15 protein-coding genes and 3 pseudogenes are annotated in these 17,060 nt (G+C 70.3%); 8 read left to right on the top strand and 10 right to left on the bottom strand.

Going from position 1 to position 17,060, the window contains the following annotated elements; translation table 11 throughout:
• Positions 1-11 precede the first annotated feature (11 nt).
• Positions 12-650 carry a TetR family transcriptional regulator gene (locus AB0B61_RS34930; protein WP_358441198.1) on the top strand — a complete coding sequence of 213 codons (639 nt, stop codon included), beginning with the start codon at positions 12-14 and terminating at the stop codon, positions 648-650.
• A gap of 1 nt (position 651) precedes the next feature.
• Here AB0B61_RS34930 and AB0B61_RS34925 read toward each other — a convergent pair.
• From AB0B61_RS34925 to AB0B61_RS34910, 4 genes and pseudogenes are all read right to left on the bottom strand, one after another.
• A pseudogene (locus AB0B61_RS34925) lies at positions 652-1,002 on the bottom strand (histidine kinase dimerization/phospho-acceptor domain-containing protein); the annotation flags it as partial.
• An 18-nt stretch (positions 1,003-1,020) separates the two neighbouring features.
• Positions 1,021-1,236 (bottom strand): annotated as a pseudogene (locus AB0B61_RS34920) (potassium-transporting ATPase subunit KdpA); the annotation flags it as partial.
• Positions 1,237-1,391: 155 nt separating this feature from the next.
• Positions 1,392-1,859 (bottom strand): cupin domain-containing protein, encoded by a 468-nt coding sequence (locus AB0B61_RS34915; RefSeq protein ID WP_358441196.1) that lies wholly within the window; start codon positions 1,857-1,859, stop codon positions 1,392-1,394.
• Positions 1,860-2,112: 253 nt separating this feature from the next.
• Positions 2,113-3,288, bottom strand: a complete 1,176-nt coding sequence (locus AB0B61_RS34910) for an FAD-dependent monooxygenase (protein WP_358441193.1) — start codon at positions 3,286-3,288, stop codon at positions 2,113-2,115.
• Positions 3,289-3,390: 102 nt separating this feature from the next.
• On the opposite strand from AB0B61_RS34910, the gene AB0B61_RS34905 reads away from it, so the two are divergent.
• Both AB0B61_RS34905 and AB0B61_RS34900 read left to right on the top strand, forming a co-directional pair.
• Positions 3,391-3,933: a TetR/AcrR family transcriptional regulator C-terminal domain-containing protein gene (locus AB0B61_RS34905; RefSeq protein WP_358441191.1), complete on the top strand. Its 543-nt coding sequence runs from the start codon at positions 3,391-3,393 to the stop codon at positions 3,931-3,933.
• A gap of 140 nt (positions 3,934-4,073) precedes the next feature.
• Complete coding sequence (locus AB0B61_RS34900) at positions 4,074-4,544, top strand: VOC family protein (RefSeq protein WP_358441188.1); 471 nt, start codon at positions 4,074-4,076, stop codon at positions 4,542-4,544.
• Positions 4,545-4,570: 26 nt separating this feature from the next.
• On the opposite strand, the gene AB0B61_RS34895 is transcribed toward AB0B61_RS34900, so the two are convergent.
• Entirely contained in the window at positions 4,571-5,257 is a 687-nt protein-coding gene (locus tag AB0B61_RS34895; RefSeq protein ID WP_358441186.1) for a helix-turn-helix domain-containing protein, read from the bottom strand.
• A gap of 72 nt (positions 5,258-5,329) precedes the next feature.
• Between AB0B61_RS34895 and AB0B61_RS34890 the strand changes: the two genes are divergently transcribed.
• Entirely contained in the window at positions 5,330-6,172 is an 843-nt protein-coding gene (locus AB0B61_RS34890; protein ID WP_358441183.1) for an NAD-dependent protein deacetylase, read from the top strand.
• A 194-nt stretch (positions 6,173-6,366) separates the two neighbouring features.
• Here the strand turns inward: AB0B61_RS34890 and AB0B61_RS34885 are convergent.
• Positions 6,367-6,792, bottom strand: a pseudogene (locus AB0B61_RS34885) (FCD domain-containing protein); the annotation flags it as partial.
• Between the two features lie 381 nt (positions 6,793-7,173).
• Between AB0B61_RS34885 and AB0B61_RS34880 the strand changes: the two are divergent.
• Complete coding sequence (locus tag AB0B61_RS34880) at positions 7,174-8,412, top strand: cytochrome P450 (protein WP_358441180.1); 1,239 nt, start codon at positions 7,174-7,176, stop codon at positions 8,410-8,412.
• Positions 8,413-8,415: 3 nt separating this feature from the next.
• On the opposite strand, the gene AB0B61_RS34875 is transcribed toward AB0B61_RS34880, so the two are convergent.
• Positions 8,416-8,829 (bottom strand): organic hydroperoxide resistance protein, encoded by a 414-nt coding sequence (locus tag AB0B61_RS34875; protein WP_357954004.1) that lies wholly within the window; start codon positions 8,827-8,829, stop codon positions 8,416-8,418.
• A gap of 79 nt (positions 8,830-8,908) precedes the next feature.
• Between AB0B61_RS34875 and AB0B61_RS34870 the strand changes: the two genes are divergently transcribed.
• The gene (locus AB0B61_RS34870; RefSeq protein WP_358441177.1) at positions 8,909-9,340 is read left to right on the top strand and encodes a MarR family transcriptional regulator; all 432 of its coding nucleotides are present in this window, start codon (positions 8,909-8,911) and stop codon (positions 9,338-9,340) included.
• A 93-nt stretch (positions 9,341-9,433) separates the two neighbouring features.
• On the top strand, positions 9,434-10,660 hold the full coding sequence (locus AB0B61_RS34865; protein ID WP_358441174.1) for an MFS transporter: 1,227 nt from the start codon (positions 9,434-9,436) through the stop codon (positions 10,658-10,660).
• A 53-nt stretch (positions 10,661-10,713) separates the two neighbouring features.
• Here the strand turns inward: AB0B61_RS34865 and AB0B61_RS34860 are convergent, their stop codons facing one another.
• The gene (locus tag AB0B61_RS34860) at positions 10,714-14,034 is read right to left on the bottom strand and encodes a S8 family serine peptidase (RefSeq protein WP_358441171.1); all 3,321 of its coding nucleotides are present in this window, start codon (positions 14,032-14,034) and stop codon (positions 10,714-10,716) included.
• Between the two features lie 90 nt (positions 14,035-14,124).
• On the opposite strand from AB0B61_RS34860, the gene AB0B61_RS34855 reads away from it, so the two are divergent.
• Entirely contained in the window at positions 14,125-15,210 is a 1,086-nt protein-coding gene (locus AB0B61_RS34855; protein WP_358441168.1) for a hypothetical protein, read from the top strand.
• Positions 15,211-15,224: 14 nt separating this feature from the next.
• On the opposite strand, the gene AB0B61_RS34850 is transcribed toward AB0B61_RS34855, so the two are convergent.
• Together AB0B61_RS34850 and AB0B61_RS34845 are read right to left on the bottom strand one after the other, a co-directional pair.
• Positions 15,225-16,394, bottom strand: a complete 1,170-nt coding sequence (locus AB0B61_RS34850) for an MFS transporter (protein WP_358441165.1) — start codon at positions 16,392-16,394, stop codon at positions 15,225-15,227.
• Positions 16,395-16,471: 77 nt separating this feature from the next.
• Positions 16,472-17,050 (bottom strand): TetR/AcrR family transcriptional regulator, encoded by a 579-nt coding sequence (locus tag AB0B61_RS34845; RefSeq protein WP_358441162.1) that lies wholly within the window; start codon positions 17,048-17,050, stop codon positions 16,472-16,474.
• Positions 17,051-17,060: the final 10 nt, after the last annotated feature.

Here is a 17,060-nt window from a genome sequence, read left to right as displayed (position 1 = left end):
AGGGGGTGCGGGTGGCCGAGAAGCAACAGCAGGGTGCGGAGACCCGAGACCGGCTCATCGACGCCGCGGCCGAGACGATCAGGAGCCAGGGCTACGCCGGCACCAGCGCGCGCGCCATCGCCAAGGCGGCGGAGGTCAACTCGGCGCTGGTCTTCTATCACTTCGGCGGCGTCGACGCGCTGCTGCTCGCCGCGCTGGACCGCTCGTCAGAACAGCGCATGGCCGCCTACCGGCAGGCCGTGGACAAGGCCAAGAACCTCGAGGAACTGGTCGAGACCGCGAGCGCCATCTACCGGGCCGACCTCGAAGGCGGCCACATCACGTTGTTCTCCGAAATGGTCGGCGCGAGCATCGCCCGGCCCGAACTCCGCGCGGAGATCACCGCGCGCTCCGATCCCTGGATCGACTTCATCGAGCAGGCCCTGGAGCGGGTCATCGGCGGATCACCACTGGCCAAACTGCTGCCACCGCGCGATCTCGCGTACGCGGCGATCACGTTCTACCTGGGCGTCAACCTCTTCACCCACCTCGACGCCGACCGCACCCGGACCGAGGCCCTGTTCAACCTCGCCGAACGGGTCGCACCCCGCGCGCGGCTGCTCACCATGCGCCTGCCCGGCCGCCGCGGCAATGAGAAGCCCAAGAAATAGCTCACGTCGAGATGGGCAAGGTGAGAGTCATGGTGAGCCCTCCCCCGGGGGTCTCCTCGGGTACGAGGGTGCCGCCCATGGCCTCGGTCAGCGTCCCGAGATCGTCGACCGCCCGCGGCACGACCTCGTCGAGCGCCACCGGCTGCAAAGTGAGGCGGAGTACGCCGGCCTGCAGGCGGCTCATGTCCAGCAGGTTCACCACCAGGGCGTCGAGCTTGGCCAGCGACTCCTCGACGGTGGCCAGCAGCTCGGCGCGGTCGGCTTCGGACCAGGCGATCTCGGTGTTGCGCAGGCTCTCGACGGCCGCCTTGACCGAGGCGAGCGGGGTGCGCAGGTCGTGACTGACGGCGGCGGGCCGCAGGCCGTACAGGAACAGGATCGAGACCACCGAGAAGGCCGGCACGGCGCGCGCGTAGGCCCCCCAGCGCTGCTCGGCGTCGGCCTGGACGCCGAGCAGCCGGTAGATCACCCGCTCGACCGCGCTGTGCCGGGTGCCGGTGTAGACCCGGTACATGTAGTCGCCCAGCGGCCGGTAACAGAGGGCCAGGGCGAGGATGAGAGAGGCGATGAACAGCGGCGCGGCCATCCCACTCCTCAAATCCGGAACTGCTCCCGACCACCAGGACAAGTGGCCACCAGGCCAGCGAATCCCGAGATTCGGGCGATTCTTCGTTTCTTGCCGCCTTCCATACGCGCCGGAGCCCGGCTTTGACGAGATTCTTACGCTGGTGCCCGGTCGGGTCAGTCCGGGAGCTTCATCTCCAGTCCGTAGCGCAGCCCGACCTGCGTCACGGCCTTGAGGCTGGGCAAGGGATGGTCCGCCGGCGGGGCCTGCCGGGTCGGCGCCAGCTCCCCTATCTCCGTGAAGAACCCTTCGATCCCGCCGGGCGCGTAGGCCACGAGAATGCGCGCGTCCGTCAGGGGCTCGAAGCGCTCCCAGGTCCGCTCGGGGATGTAGAAGAACGAACCCGGGCCGCCTTCGACCACCTCGTCGTCGATGTAGACGCGGACCGTTCCCTCCAGGATGTAGAGCATCTCCGTTCCCGGATGCGTGTGCGGCGGCGGACCCATTCCGGCCGGGACGGTCATCTCTATGACCGTCACACCGCCACCCGTCTCGTCGCTCGCCGCCTTGACCTCGTAGAGACCGCCGAGCACCCAGAACGCGTCGCCTTCCCCAGGCTTGCGAGCGATCACATTGTCCGCCATGTCGTTCCCTCCGCTCCGTAATCACCACCTGACCAGGAGTGATCCAGACAGGTCAATCGAACCCCGGACAAGAGTCTCCAGAAGCAGGTAAACAAGACCGGCCGTCTCCCACCTCGGTGCTGACCGGCGGCCGTTTCCAGCTCGACACCGCCCGTCTCCGGCTCTGGCCGACGCAGGGCATCAAGGGTGAGGCGTCGCAGCTACTGCCGCTCCCCCGGCACTTCGAGTTGCGATAGAACGGCTGTGATAGGGATCAGCGCGTCTCCTGCGGTCGCGGCGGGACGAACCTCTTCAGCGCCTCCTTGCCGAACCGCACCGCCGCGTTCCCGCGTTCGAGCATGTCGCCCTGGTACGCCCCCAGCGCCGAGAGCAGGTCGCGCTCGCCTCGGTGGGCCTCGGCCAGCCGGGCGCTCAGCCGTACGGCGTCCTGCATGGCGGTGTTCGCGCCGTTCCCGCCGCTGGCCAGTGTCAGGTGCGCGGCGTCGCCGAGCAGCGTGACCCGGCCCACCGGCCAGGGCGGCATCGGCCGGTCATAGATCTTGGACCGGCCGACGCCGCTCATGTCGGCGGAGCGCACCAGATCCCGCAGGTCGGGATGCCAGCCCTCGATGAGCTCCAGCACCAGCTCGCGCGCGTCCTCCCTGGCGGACCCCGGGTCGGTGGCCGCCGGGTGCTCCGGCGGCACCAGCAGCACCCACCGTACGTAGCTGTCCCGGTACGGCATGTCCAGCCCGGGGACGAGCTCGGCGGCGGCCGCGGACGGCTCCCTGTCGAACTGCATCCGCCCCAGCATCAGCGTGATCCCGGGACCCTTCACCATCGTGCCGCGCCCCGGCACCAGCCGCAGGAAGCGGTCGGTGATCGTGGTGCGCCCCATCACGCCGCACAGGTCCGAGTCGACCAGCCCGACCTCGGGCACCAGGTGCCGCCGCACCACGGAGTTGCCGCCGTCGGCGCCGACCAGCACCGCGCCCGTGGCCTCCGTACCGTCGGCGAAGCGCGCGGTCACAGTCCCGTCCGCCCCCTCCGCGAAACCCCTCAGCCGCTTGCCGTGCGTGACCCGGTCGCCCAGGCCGCCGCGCAGGATCCGCCGCAGAACCTGCCGGTCCACCGCCCTGCTCCCCTCCTGCGGCCCGTCCAGGTCGCGGCTGAGCTCCGTCAATTGCTCGTCGAACAGCAGCCCCGGCCCGGTCAGGCCCCCGCTGGTGGCCTCGACCAGCTCGTGCAGCCGCTGCGGCAGGCTCGCCCGCAGAGCGGCCAGCCCCGGCTCCGCCAGCCCGATCCGGTGTCCCTGGAACCGCTCGCCGCTGCCGTCGTCCGCCTCGTACACGTGCACGTCGAGGCCCGCCCGGACGAGCGCGTGGGCGAGCGTCAGCCCGCCGAGCCCCGCCCCGATCACCAGCACGCGTCCTACGCCTTGCTCGGTCATGAAACCCTCCGTCTCCTGACGCCGTTCCGACGTGAACAACGTTCACGTGTACATTGTTCACGTACGAGAAGCCGCATTGTCAACCACGGCTTGGAGGATTCGATGAGTCAGCGACGCGCCCAGGTGCTTCAGGCGGCGATCGAGCTGCTCGACGAGGTCGGCCTGGACGGTCTCACCATGCGGCTCCTGGCGAGCCGGCTCGGCGTGCGAGCAGGCGCGTTGTACCGGCATTACCCGAGCAAGCAGGCCCTGCTGGACGCCATGGTCGCGCACCTGGTCGTCCCGCCGGGCGAGGCGGTGCCGCCGCTCGACGGCCCCTGGGACGAACGGCTGCGCGGCCTGGCGATCGGTACGCGGGAGCTCATGCTGGCCCACCGCGACGGCGCGCGCCTCATGTCCACCTTCCAGAACCCGGGCAGCGAGGCCGTCGCCTTCTACCACGACCTCATCGCCACCCTGGCCGCCGCGGGCGTTCCCGCGGACACGGCCGCCGCAGCCGTGGACACGGTCATGGCCTACGTCAACGGCTACACGACCGAGGAACAGGCCCGTGCGATCGGCGTCCGGCCCAGAGAGCTCCGCGACCGCGCCTTCCACGCCGGCCTCGAACTGATCATCGCCGGAGCCCAGGCATCTATGCCCTGAGCTGCGATGACATGTTCGCTCGACATCAGGGAAAAAATCTCGCTCCGCCGTGTCGATCCGCCGACGGCGCGTTCGACGCGTTGCTGACAGGACAACAAGGGACTCACCGTTCCGGACTCCCGCACTCGGAGGAGCGCACCATGCAGAAGATCACCACGTACCTGTGGTTCGACAACCAGGCCGAAGAGGCGGCCGAGTTCTACACCTCGCTGTTCGAGGACTCGCGGATCCTGGAGGTGCGGCGCTACGGCGATGCCGGTCCCGGCCCGGCGGGGACGGCCATGATGGTGTCGTTCGAGCTGGCGGGCCAGCGGTTCCTCGCGCTGAACGGCGGCCCGCAGTTCACCTTCACCGAGGCGATCTCACTGTACGTCGACTGCGCCTCGCAGGAAGAGGTCGACGAGCTGTGGGCCAAGCTCACCGAGGGCGGCGCGGAATCGCAGTGCGGCTGGCTGAAGGACAGGTGGGGCCTGTCCTGGCAGATCATCCCCACGGCGCTGCCCGAGCTGCTGGGCAACCCCGACCCGGCCAAGGCGCAGCAGGTCATGAAGGCCATGCTGGGCATGCGGAAGATCGACATCAACGCCCTGGAAGAGGCCGCCCGCCTCTGAGCTCCGCCTCTAGGCTCCGCCTGGGCTCAGGGCGCCGGCGGGCGGCGCACCTGGTCCAGGCCGAGCGGGGTGGCCGGCGGCAGGGGGTCGGCGCCTTCGGCGCGGAACGCCTGGAGCAGGAAGGCCACCAGCCGCCGGGACGCGGCCAGCGCCGCCTCGGGCGAGTCGGTCACGATGCCGCTGTTGGCCATGAGGAGGAGCGTGAGGTCGTCCTGGACGAAGTCGGCCCGCAGCCGCCCGGCCTCCTTGGCCCGCCGCGCCAGCTCGGCGAAACCCCGCTCGGCACATTCGCGTTCGTGCTCGAAGGCGGACGCGTCCGGGAACGCCGAGAGGAACGCCGTGGTGAATCCCCGGTCGACGGCCTGCATGGCGCACACCTTCTCGATGACGGTGCGGAAGCCGCGCCACGGGTCGGGGTCGGCGAGCGCGTCGTCGACGACCTTCGCGCACGCGTGGAGGTCGTCGGCGAACACCTCGACGACCAGCGACTCCTTCGTGGGAAAGCGACGGTAGAGGGTGGCGATCCCGACGCCGGAGCGCCGGGCGATCTCGACCATCGGCACGTCCAGTCCGAGCGTGGCGAAGGTCTCGCGGGCGGCCTCGAGGATGCGGTTGCGGTTGTGCAGCGCGTCGGCTCGCAACCCGGGCGCTTCGGCGGGCAGCCCGGGTGCGTCGGCGGGCGCGTACGGCATCTGAGACGGCTCGGAGGACATGCCTCTCACTTTAGCCCAACCGGAGGGCCCTTTCCGGTTACCGCAATACGGCACGTCGGGCACCATAGTGCTGTGACCGAAAGTGTGGGAACCCGCAGCCGCGCGCTCGACTCGCTGATCGAGTTGATGGCCAGAGGCGGCGTGGTGGTGCTCAGCGGGGCAGGACTGTCGACCGAATCGGGAATCCCGGACTACCGGGGACCCACAGGCCGTGCCCGGAAGGCCGAGCCCATGACGTACCAGCGCTTCGTCGGCAGCGCCGAGGCGCGGCAGCGATACTGGGCGCGCAGCCACGCCGGCTGGCGGCAGATCGGCCTGGCCAGACCCAACGCCGGGCATCGCGCCGTGGCCGAGCTGGAACAGCGCGGGCTGATCGAGAGCATCGTCACGCAGAACGTGGACGGCCTGCACCAGGCGGCCGGAGCGCGGCGGGTGATCGAGCTGCACGGCGGGCTCGACCGGGTCGTGTGCCTGTCCTGCCGCGAGCGGACCCGCCGCACCGAGCTGGAGACCCGCCTGCGATCGGCCAATCCCGGCTGGGCGGCCAGCGGGCAGATCAACCCCGACGGCGACACCGTGCTCTCCGACGATCAGGTCGACGGGTTTCAGGTGGTGGACTGCGCGGCCTGCGGCGGACTTCTCAAGCCCGACGTGGTGTTCTTCGGCGAGAACGTACCCAGGACCCGGGTGGACGAGTGCTTCGCCCGCGTCGCGGCGGCGCGGGCGCTGCTGATCCTCGGATCGTCGCTGACCGTACGGTCCGGCCTGCGATTCGTCAGCAAGGCCGCCACGCTCGGCATCCCGATCGCCATCGTGAACCAGGGACCGACCGGCGGAGACGCCCAAGCCGCACTCACCCTGGACGCACCCCTCGGCATGACCTTGACCCACCTCACCAACCGACTGTCAACTTGAGGTGATCGGCTTGGATCAACTCGGCGTAGGTGTGCTTGCGCAGCTCATACTCACGCGGCACCCCGCGCTCGAACGCCACGGCCGATGCCGCGGTTAGTGTCGCCGTCCCTGCCGCCCGCCCGCTGCGCGATCAACACCGTCAGCTGTGCCTCCCCCAGCCCGGCGGACATGATCACTTTGCTGATGCATGCCCCCTACTGATTATCGCGACCTCCTGTTCGACTGTCTGTGCCCCCGTAGGGGGGATCGTGAGAGTCGTACCTGTCGTGGTCGCGTCTCGTCGTTCCGGGTGCGGCAGGGGTGCCCTTGGCCGGGTCGGCGCGGGCTGCGTTCGGGGAGGGGCCGCCGGTGGCGGTCGGCGAGGTGCCGAACAGGATGCGCAGCGCGGTCTTCCTGCTACTGGTGACGTGCTCGACGGCGAAGGCGACGGCTGCCGCCGAATCGCCGGACGCGATCGCCTCGTACAGCCGGGTGTGTTCGGCGCACAGCCGTTCGGGGTCGTCGACCTGACGGAACAGCCAGTCCAGCCGACCGTGCAGGGGCTCCAGGATGGTGCCGAGGAGGTGGTTGCCGGCGATGGCCGTGATCTCGTCATGGAAGGCCACGTTGGCGTCACCGAAGTGGCGATCCGGTCGTGTGCGAACATCGTCGCCCGGCCCCCTCGGAGAGCCAAATGATCAGCGTTTTCGACAGTGCCAACATGGATCTGGTGGCATACGCCTCCAGGGCACCGGCTCTGGGAGAGACCGTCGCTGGACGTGCATTCCGGACCTTGACCAGCCGCAGCGGGTCGAGCCAGGATCCCGCGGTAAGACGAGTGGCACGCGTTTCTAAGGGTGGGGGTGGACGCCGCCGTGCCGAGCCACGCCGTTTCACCGGTCAGAACGGTATGGCGCGGTCGGTAAGTGTTGCGGGTCCTGGGGTGACGTCTAACTCGTCTTTTCCGGATCTTGCCCATCGCGGAGAGTTGGGAGGACATTTCACTTTTTGGAGGCCTCTCAGTGACTACCTCTCCTCTGCGGCTCCCGGTTCCCGGTGAGCGGGCGTCCAGCACGATTCACCGCTTTCGGGATGAGCACGGGCCAGTGGTGCAGATCGAGCTCCCGGGCAAGGTCAAAGCGTGGGCCGTGACCTCGTACGACATGGTGAACGAGGTACTCGCCAACGACGACACGCTCTTCAGCAAGAACGCCCGGAACTGCCCCGCGCTGCACGACGGCACCATCCCTCCTGACTGGCCGCTGCGGCAGGTCATCGAGGGCGATCACCTGCTGACCCAGGACGGGGCGGACCACCGGCGGCTGCGGGGCCTCATCAACCGGGCCTTCACCCCGGCACGCGTGCAGGGGCTCGCCGCGCGCATCCAGGAGATGACCGACGAACTCCTCGACCGGCTGCCCGACGACGGCGAGGTGGTGGATCTCGTCCGCCATTTCACCGAGCCGTTGCCGGTCAATGTGATCTGCGAGCTGTTCGGTGTGCCCGAGGAGGAGCGCTACCAGATCCGCGCGTGGACGAATGTGCTCCTGTCCCACACCGCCACCCCGGAGGAAGCCGGCACGGCCGGGTCCGACCTGCTCGGTTATCTGGCCAGGTTCATCGACCGCAAGCGCGGCGACACGGCTGACGATCTCACCGCCGGGCTCATCCGGGCGCAGGAGGACGACGGGGACCGGCTGACCGACAGCGAGATGGTGGGGATCCTGTGGCTGGTGCTGATCGCCGGTCACGAAACCACCGTGCACCTGCTCGCCAACACGGTCATCGCTTTGTGCGCGGACCGGGACCAGCTCAATCGGGCAGGTACGGGGGACGCCTGGGCGCAGGTGGTCGAGGAGGCCTTACGCAGCCGGAACTCGGTGATCAACGTGATGTTCCGCTACCCGCTGAAGGACGTGCGCCTCGGCGAGGTGACGATCCCGGCCGGGGAGCCGATCGTGGTCGGGATCGGCGGCACGGGGACGGATCCGGCCAGGTTCGGCGGGGACGCGGGGCGGTTCGACATCGCGCGCGGCCAGGAGACGCATCTGGGCTTCGGCCGCGGGCCGCACTTCTGCCTGGGCGCGCCGCTGGCCAGGCTCGAGACCCGCATCGCGCTGTCCTCGCTGTTCGGCAGGTTCCCCGAGCTGCGCCTGGCAGTCGGGGAGGACCAGATCGTCTACAGCTCATCTTTCATCACCGAAGGACCGACGGTGCTGCCGGTGCTGCTCGGGCCCGCCAAGGACGGGGATCGCCGTTAGGACCTATTCGATGACGAGGGTGACCGGGATGTTGCCGCGGGTGGCGTTGGAGTAGGGGCACACCTGGTGCGTGGCCTCCACCAGGGCGCGGCCGGTCTCGCCCTGGAGGTGGTCGGGGAGCTCGACGCGGAGCGCCACCTCCAGGGTGAAGCCGCCGTCGCCGTTGGGGGCCAGGCCCACTTCGGCGGTGACCGACGCCTGCTCGGCCTCCACCTTCATGCGCTTGGCCACCAGGGCGAGGGCGCTGGCGAAGCAGGCGGCGTAGCCCGCGGCGAACAGCTGCTCGGGATTGGTGCCGGCGCCGGCACCGCCCAGCTCCTTCGGCGGGGACAGCGTGACGTCCAGGCGCCCGTCGGAGGAGACGGCGCGGCCCTCGCGGCCCGTCGCGGTGGCTATGGCGGTGTAGAGGGTGCTCATGATCGCTCCTAATCGATTGCGTACAACTTGATTGTGCACAATTTAATTGCTTGCCGTCAACCCCAGGTATGCTGGGGTCATGAACGCGTTGCTGCTGGAGAACCAGGTGTGCTTCGCCGTGCACGCCGCGTCCCGCGCGCTCGACGGCTTCTACCGGCGCGAGCTGGCGGAGCTGGGGCTGACCTATCCGCAATACCTGGTGATGCTGGTGCTGTGGGAGCGGGAGCCGGTGACGGTCAAGGAGCTGGGAGTGGCGTTGCGGCTCGACTCCGGCACCCTGTCACCGCTGCTCAAGCGACTGGAGGCGGCCGGGCTCGTGCGACGGGAGCGCAATGCCGACGACGAGCGCTCGGTGGTGGTGCGGCTGACCGGGGCGGGCGCGGAGCTGCGGCAGTCGGCCCTGCGGGTGCCCGAGCACGTGCTCGGCGCCACCGGGCTGCGGATGAGCGAGCTGGCCGACCTGCAGCGTACGCTCGGCCGAATGACCCAATCCCTGACCGAAGCCACCTGAGGTAGCCTCTCCGGACGAATCGTCGAACCGCCCCAAGTACCACCGGCCGGTCTGTATGAAGAATGCGGAACGCCCGCATCACCGGAGGTCACCTTGGGGAGTACGAACACGCTCGACGTCAGGAAGACCGCGACCCTCACCGTCGGCCTGCTCATGGGAGTCTGGGTCGTCGACTACATCGACCGGGTGATGATGGCGGTCGCACTGCCGTTCATCGGGGCGGAGTTCACGCTCACCAAGACCGAGCAGGGCGCGCTGATCACCGTGTTCGCCCTGGTCTACCTGCTGTGCCAGATCCCCGGCGGGCTGCTGGCCGACCGGGTCGGGGCGCGCAGGCTGCTCGTCGTCTCGCTCGTGCTGTGGTCGGCGTTCACCGCGCTGACCGGCCTGGCGTGGGGGCTGGGCGCGTTGCTGGTGATCCGGGCGCTGTTCGGCGTGGGGCAGGGCATCTTCCCCGGCGCGTCCTTCAAGGCGCTGTCCGAGCGGACCACGCCCGAGCGGCGGGCCACGGCGGCGGGCACGATGCTGGCCGCCACCCAGCTGGGCGCGGGCCTGGCGCCGCTGGTCATGGCGCCGCTGCTGCTGGCGTTCGGGTGGCGGCCCACCTTCTGGGTGACGGCGGCGGCGGGCGTGGCGATCGGCCTGCTGCTGTGGGCGCTGCTCCCCCCGCCCCTGCCCGCCGAGCTGAACGGCTCCGGCGACCTGTCCCGCCCCGCTCCCCCGCCCGCGTCGGCGCTGCGGGCACCGGCGGTGTGGAAGTTCGCGGCGCTGTTCTGCGCGACCAACATGCTCGGGTACGGGATGATCACCTGGGTGCCCAGCTACCTGCTGGAGGCACGCGGCGTCTCCCTGCTGAACACGGGCCTGTACGCGGCCATCCCCGGGCTGGTGATGACCGTGACGATCATCCTCGGCGGCTGGCTGTTCGACCGCTACTTCCACGACCGGGGCCGGCTCTACGTCATCCCGCTGCTGCTCTGCACCGCCGTGCTGCTGGCGCTGATGCTGCGCGCGGAGACCGCGGCCGGGTTCACGCTGTTCCAGACGCTGGCCATGGCGGTGGCCGGGCTGTCGATGATGGGGATCCTCGGCATGCCGGTACGCGCGCTGCCGCCCGCGGTGATCGGCTCGGGAATGGGCGTGGTCAACGTCGGCGGGCAGGTCGCGGGCGTCCTCGCGCCGGTGCTGATGGGCTGGCTGGTCGACCACTACTCCTATACCGCCGCGTTCGGGCTGCTGATCGGCACCACGGTGCTGGGCGCGCTGATCGCGATGGTCGTACCGCAGCGGGTCGACCAGTTCCAGCTGGAGGCCGCCTGACCGCGACACGAGGGCGCCCCGCCGCGCCTGTCCGGGCGGGGCGCGCTCGCGGGCTACTTGATCTTGTAGGCCCTGGTGATGGTCTCGGCGAAGCCGTTGCCGCCGGTGTCGACGGCCCTGACGCGCAGCGAGGCGAACTTGCCGCGCGCGCTGATCGGGTGCCAGGTGTCGGCGGCCCAGGTGCCCTGCGCCGACGGGTGCACCAGCGTGGGCAGCCAGGTGCGGCCGTCGTCGTAGGAGATCTCCACGGTGAGCGTACGCAGCTTCAGATCGGGCGAGCCGTCCTGACGCTGGACGCGTAGCGGGATGCGCGCGAGCCCGGCCGCGGCCCGGTTGCGGTCGTCCAGCTCCGGATTGATCGTGAGGGTCAGCAGCGGCAGCACCTGCCGCTTGCCCGGCTGGGGAGTCTTCGAGCTGAATGTCCACTCGGCGCTGACCCGCGTGGACACCTGGGTCTGGGCCGGTACGCGGTCGGCCGTCATGGTCAGCCGGTAGTCGCTCTCCTTCGTCTCCGCGGGCGCGTCGACCGTGCCGGGCAGGTAGTCGGCGGCGTAGATCTCCTTGCCGTTCCGGTAGAGCCGGGCCTGCGGAGCGGCGTACTCGCCGTAGGAGATGCGATCGGACGTGCCGTCCTCGAACAGGCCGGCCGCGAACTGCAGCGTGTTCTCCTCTCGCCAGGTGTAGTCGCCGCCGGGGTTGAGCGCGGCGGCGAAGACGCCGGTGTTCCACTGGTCGTCGATCTTCTTGCCGGCGCGGTAGACGGTGGTCTTCCCGAAGAAGAACTGGTCGGTGTCGTTCCAGCCGTCCGGCGGCGTCCGGTACTGGATGAAGGAGGGATACCAGCCGGTGTCGCCGGGCGTGTAGTACTCGGTCCGGTGGAACGGGAGCGGGAAGCGGGACACCTGGCCGTACGGCGTCCAGGCCAGCTCGGTCCCGTACAGCACGGGCAGGGCGAAGTGCTCGCCGAACTTGACGTCGTTCTGCGTGGCATAGGTGGAATTGACCTCGGCGAGGTCGCGGCGGCGCGGGCGGTAGCCGGGGTCGGCGGGGATCCGCGGCTCGGCCTTCATCAGGTGGTAGAAGTACGGGCTGTCGTCGTAGCCGCCGTCGCCCTTCGGCTTGGCCCATTGGGTCCAGCGGTAGTACGCGAACTTCTTGCTCACCGTACGCGTCGTCGGGATGGCCTTGATGCCCTCGACGCGGTCCGCGCCCCACATGCCGGCCAGGTCGACGTCCACGCCGAGGGGCTGGCCGTCGATGAGCTGGAGCATGCCGAGCATGCCGATGGCCAGCCGCGCGGTCGGCTCCTCCGTACGCACGTCCACCGGCTTGGCCTTGCGGGCGTCGGCGGCGACCGTACGGTCGGCGTCAAGGGTGAACTCCGGATCGGAGGACATCACCAGAGTGCCGTCGTGGTCGAACATGAGGCCGACGACGGTGTAGCGGTGGCCCCTGTCCAGCCTCAGGTCCAGCGTGCCGCCGGAGATGTCGTAGTTGCGCTGCTCCTCGGTGTCTAGGTCGATCACCCCGGCGAAGGCGTTCTGGACGGGCTGCCCGTCCGAGCCGGTGTAGCGCAGCTTGAGCCCGCGCTTCTCCGGCGCGACCCGCATGCCGATGCCGGTGCGTACGGAGACGTCGGCGTTCGCGGCGATGACCGTACCGCTGAACAGGCCGGTCGGGCCCGCCGTGGCGGTCACCTTGACCTGGGCGGTGCCGTGCGCGGGCACCTCCAGCGTCGTGGCGCCGAGCTTGAACGGCGTCACCGCCGCGCCCTTCTCGTCCTTGGCGAGCACGCTCAGGTTCAGCCGGACGGCGGCGTCGCCGTCGTTGCGGTAGGTGAGCGTCTTCTCCTTGGGCGCGGGGCTGGGCAGCTCGATGTCGCCCATGCTCAGCGCGGCGGGCTCGGCGGTGACCTGCTGGGTGACGGCGCGGGCGACGTCCACGCGACCGGAGCCCTGGATGTAGGCGCCCAGCTCGTCGCCGGGCGCGGTGGAGGCCATCAGCGCGGCCTTGATCTGGGCGGCCTTCCAGTCGGGGTGCTGCCCGGCGACGATCGCGGCCGCTCCGGCCACGTGCGGCGTCGCCATGGACGTACCGCTCAGCGCCGTGTAGGAGTCGTCGACCGGGGAGCCGGCGGAGGTGCCCGCGGCCCTCGCCGCGACGATGTCCACGCCCGGCGCGATCAGGTCGGGCTTCACCGCGCCGTCGCTCGTGCGCGGACCCGTGCTGCTGAACTGCGCGACCGTGTCGTCGTCGCGGTAGGAGGCGCCGACCGACAGCGCGCTGTCGGCGGTGCTGGGCGAGCCGACCGTCTGCGGACCGTCGTTGCCCGAGGCGATGACGAACAGCGTGCCGTACTTCTCCGACAGGCTGTTGACGGCCTGCTCCACCGGGTCGTCGCCGGGAGTGTCGGCCTCCCCGAGGCTGAGGTTGGCGACGCGGGCGCCGTTCTCCGCCGCCCAGGTCATGGCCTCGATGATGGCCGAGTCCGGGCAGTCCCCGCTCTGCAGGCAGACCTTGCCGATGAGCAGCTTGGCGCCGGGGGCGACGCCCTTGTACCGGCCGTCCGACGCGGCGCCGGATCCGGCGATCGTGGAGGCGACGTGGGTGCCGTGGCCGTTGAGGTCGCGGACGTCGGGCTCGGAGGTGAAGTTCGCCGACTTGGCCACCAGCCCCTGGAGGTCGGGATGGTCAGGGTCGTAGCCGGTGTCGATCACCGCGACCGTGACGTCCTTGCCGGTGTGACCGGCCGCCCACGCCTTGGGCGCGCCGATGTGCGGGACGCTGACGTCGAGCGACAGCTTGGCCTTGCCGTCCAGCCAGACCTTCGCGGGCGCGGCCGCCGCCCTGGCCTGCCCGGTCAGGGACTTCCAGAGCGTGCCGGCCGCGGCGCGGGGCTCGCTCTGGGCGACCCCGTTGATCGCGGGCAGCGGGCGTCCGCCCGGGGCGCGCAGCGTGGCGGCGGCGGTCTGGTCCGGGTACGTCACGATGAGCGGGAGCGCCGAACTGGTGGCGTCGTCGTAGCCGAGGGCGGCGAGCCGGGTGACGTTGAACAGCCGGGGGTCCAGCCGGCCCGCGGCCAGCAGCGGCATCGCATCGACGGGGACGATGCTGAGCCCGTCCTTGGCCCGGCGGTGGACAAAGTTGATCTTCTCCCGGCCGGGGCCGGACCGGACGTCCAGCTGGGTCCGCTTGTCGGGAAGCGTACGGAGGACGACCTTGTCGCCGGTGATGAGGGTGATGGTCTTGGGCGGGCCGGCCTTCGCGGCGGGCTGGGCCGCGGTTGGGGCGGGCGTCGGTGCGGCCTGGGCCGGAGCGGCGGCCGCTATCAGGGCCGTGATCACGACACCCAGGAGCGCGGTTCTCTGAAGCACCTCCGATTTCTAATTCTTTGTGACTTTTGATGACAAGGTGATTTAAGTGGCCTATTGCGGCAACTGCCGGAAGTGGCCAAGATCATGAGCATGCTTGAGGACAGCCGGGCGCTGGAGGTCGTGGGGATCAGCGCGTTCGATGAGCGGATCTACCGTGGGGTGCTGGCCTGCCCCGGCATCACGGTGCAGGAGCTGGTCATGCGGAGCGGGGAGGGCGCCGGGCGCATCCAGGCGTCGCTGAGCAGGCTCCGCGCCAAGGGCCTGGTCAGCCGCCTGTGGGGCCGCTCGCCCCGGTGGACGGTGACGAACCCGGGGACCGCGATCCGCTCGCTGGTGCGCGGCCTGCAGAGCGAGCTGGACCAGCTCACCGACACGGCCGACGAGTTGGAGGCGGCCTTCCGCACCGTCGGCCAGGACCCGGAGGAGGGCGGCCAGTTCGAGGTCCTCGCGGGTCCCGAGGAGCAGGCCCGCTGGTACGTGCGGCTGCAGCAGGAGGCCAAGGAGGAGGTCCTGACCTTCGACTGTCCCCCGTACGTGCTGGACTATCACAACCCGCTGCAGACCGACCTGCTGCGCAGCGGCGTCCGCTATCGGACCATCTACGTGCCGGAGGCGTTCGACCACGCGGGGGCGCTCGACGAGGTGGGCAGCCTGATCAAGGCGGGTGAGGAGGCGCGGGTCCTGCCCCGGCTGCCGTTCAAGATGGCGATCGTCGACCGGTGGCGGGCGGTCATGCCGATGCACATGGACCCGCCGCTGACGCGCGGCGTGCTGATCAGCGGCTCCACCATGGTGGTGGCCCTGGTGGAGTTGTTCGAGCGGCTGTGGCGGGAGGCGCTGCCGGTACGCCCCGAGCTGTGGCACGACGCGCCCGCGCCGCCGAAGCCCGCCGACAAGGCGGGGAACACGGCGGAGCGCGCCGGCCGGGAGCGGGTCGGCGGGGAGCGGGTCGAGGCGGAGCCCTCCGGCGGAGGGCCGGAGGCGGCGGAGCTCGGCCCCGAGGATCGGCGGCTTCTGGCGCTGCTCGCGGCCGGGCTCAAGGACGACGCCATCGCCCGCCAGCTCGGCACCAGCCCGCGCAGCCTGCGCCGCCGCCTGCGCCACCTCCTGGACCAGCTGAACGCCGAGACCCGCTTCCAGGCCGGCGCCCAGGCCAGCCGCCGCGACCTCGTCTGACCCGCGCCCGAAGGTCAGACCTGTTCGACGGCGCGAACCCCACCGCTCGTCCGGTCCCGGAACCAGGCGTAGCAGCTCACGACGATCCCGGTCACGGTGACGGCGGCGCCGACGAGATACAGGGACCGCAGCTCGAACCCGCCGTCGATGACCCGGCCGCCGAGCCAGGCGGCGAAGGCCGCGGCCAGTTGGTAGGCGGACGCGTTCACCGCCATGGCCAGGGTCGGTGCCGCGGACGCGGTGGTCAGGACCCGGGTCTGCATGCCGGGAATGACGGAGAAGCCCAGCGCGCCGATCACGAAGACCAGCACCGCGGTGATCGCCGTACCACCGCTGACCGCCCACATCAGCACCAGCGTCGCCGCGAGGACGGCGAGCAGACCGAGCTGTGACGACATCGGCGCCCGGTCGGACAGCCAGCCGCCGGCGAAGTTGCCCACCGCGGCGCCGACGCCGTACACCAGCAGCAAGACGGGGATCGCGGCGGCGGCGAATTCGGTGACGCCGGTGAGCAGCGGCGCGAAATAGGTGAACACGATGAGCAGCCCCGCGTTGCCGACCGCCGTGACCGCGATGGCGCGCCGCACCTCACGGCCGCGCAACACCCGGAGCTCGGCCAGCGCGGACGTGCCGGGCGTGGCGTTCCGGACATCCGGTACGAAGCGCAACACCAGCAGCAACCCGAGCACGCAGCACACGGCGATGGTGACGAAGGTGGACCGCCATCCGAAACCATTGCCGATGAACGTGCCGATGGGCGCGCCGAGGATCATCGACAGGTTCATCCCGAAAACGAGCTTGGACACGGTGGACGCCTGCCTGCCCGGCGGAGCGGTCGACGCCGCGATGACGATCGCGTTGGCGAAGAAGGTGGAGGTCACCAGCGCGGTGATGATCCGGGCCGCGAAAAGCACGGCGTACGTCGGCGCGAGCGCCGAGGCGAGATTCCCGACGATCACCACCGCGAGGAGGACCAGGATGAGCGGCCGGCGGTCGAAGCGCGCGGTGAGGGCCGTCAGCACCGGACCGCCGATGATCATTCCGATGGCATAGGCCGTCACCAGCAGTCCGGCCGCCGGAATCGACACGGCCAGATCGTCGGCGATGTCCGGCAGGATGCCCGCGATCACGAACTCGCCGGTCGTGATGCCGAACACGCACAGCATGAGGGACAGGACAGGCACGCGGTTCACCTCTAAATAGTTGACTGATCAGTACAAAAAATGGGCGGCATGATACGAGCGCCGCCGGCCGAGGGGGTTTACAGGGCCGCGAGCGCTCCCTCCATGACATCCAGCAGGGCGTTCCTGTCGTCGGTCACCTTCGCGAGCACCCGCAGGCCGTAGTACGCGCTCTGGAACGTCCGCGCCACCTGGAGCGGCGGCCGGTCGGCGGGCAGCTCGCCCGTGCGCTGGCCGAGCGTCACCAGGTGGCAGAGCTCCTGTTCCAGGTCGGCGAACTGCCGCCGCACCAGGGCGGCGACGTCGCCGGTGCGCCCGCTCGGCTCGGTGGCGGCGTTCAGGGCCAGGCAGCCACGCCGGCCGGGGTCGGCCAGGTCGGCGTCGATGACGCCCAGCATCATCTCTCGCAGCCGCTCCCGCACCGATCCGGGTTCGGCCAGCATCGCCAGCTGGGCGGCGCCCTTGGTCTCCGCGTACCGGCGGACCGCCTCCTCGTACAGGCGGTGCTTGCTGCCGAACGCGTTGTACAGGCTGCCGCGGCCGAGCCCGGTGCGCGCGCACAGGTCCTGGGTGGTGGCCGCCTCGTAGCCCTTCTCCCAGAACACCTCCATCGCGGCGTCCACTACAGCATGATCGCTGAACTCCCGGGGTCTGCCCATGGGCTGAAGC

This window comes from Nonomuraea sp. NPDC049158, from assembly GCF_040648335.1.
Classification (GTDB): Bacteria; Actinomycetota; Actinomycetes; order Streptosporangiales; family Streptosporangiaceae; genus Nonomuraea.
Note: the sequence above shows the minus strand (reverse complement) of the source record. Positions and strands in the feature narration are given on the sequence as shown.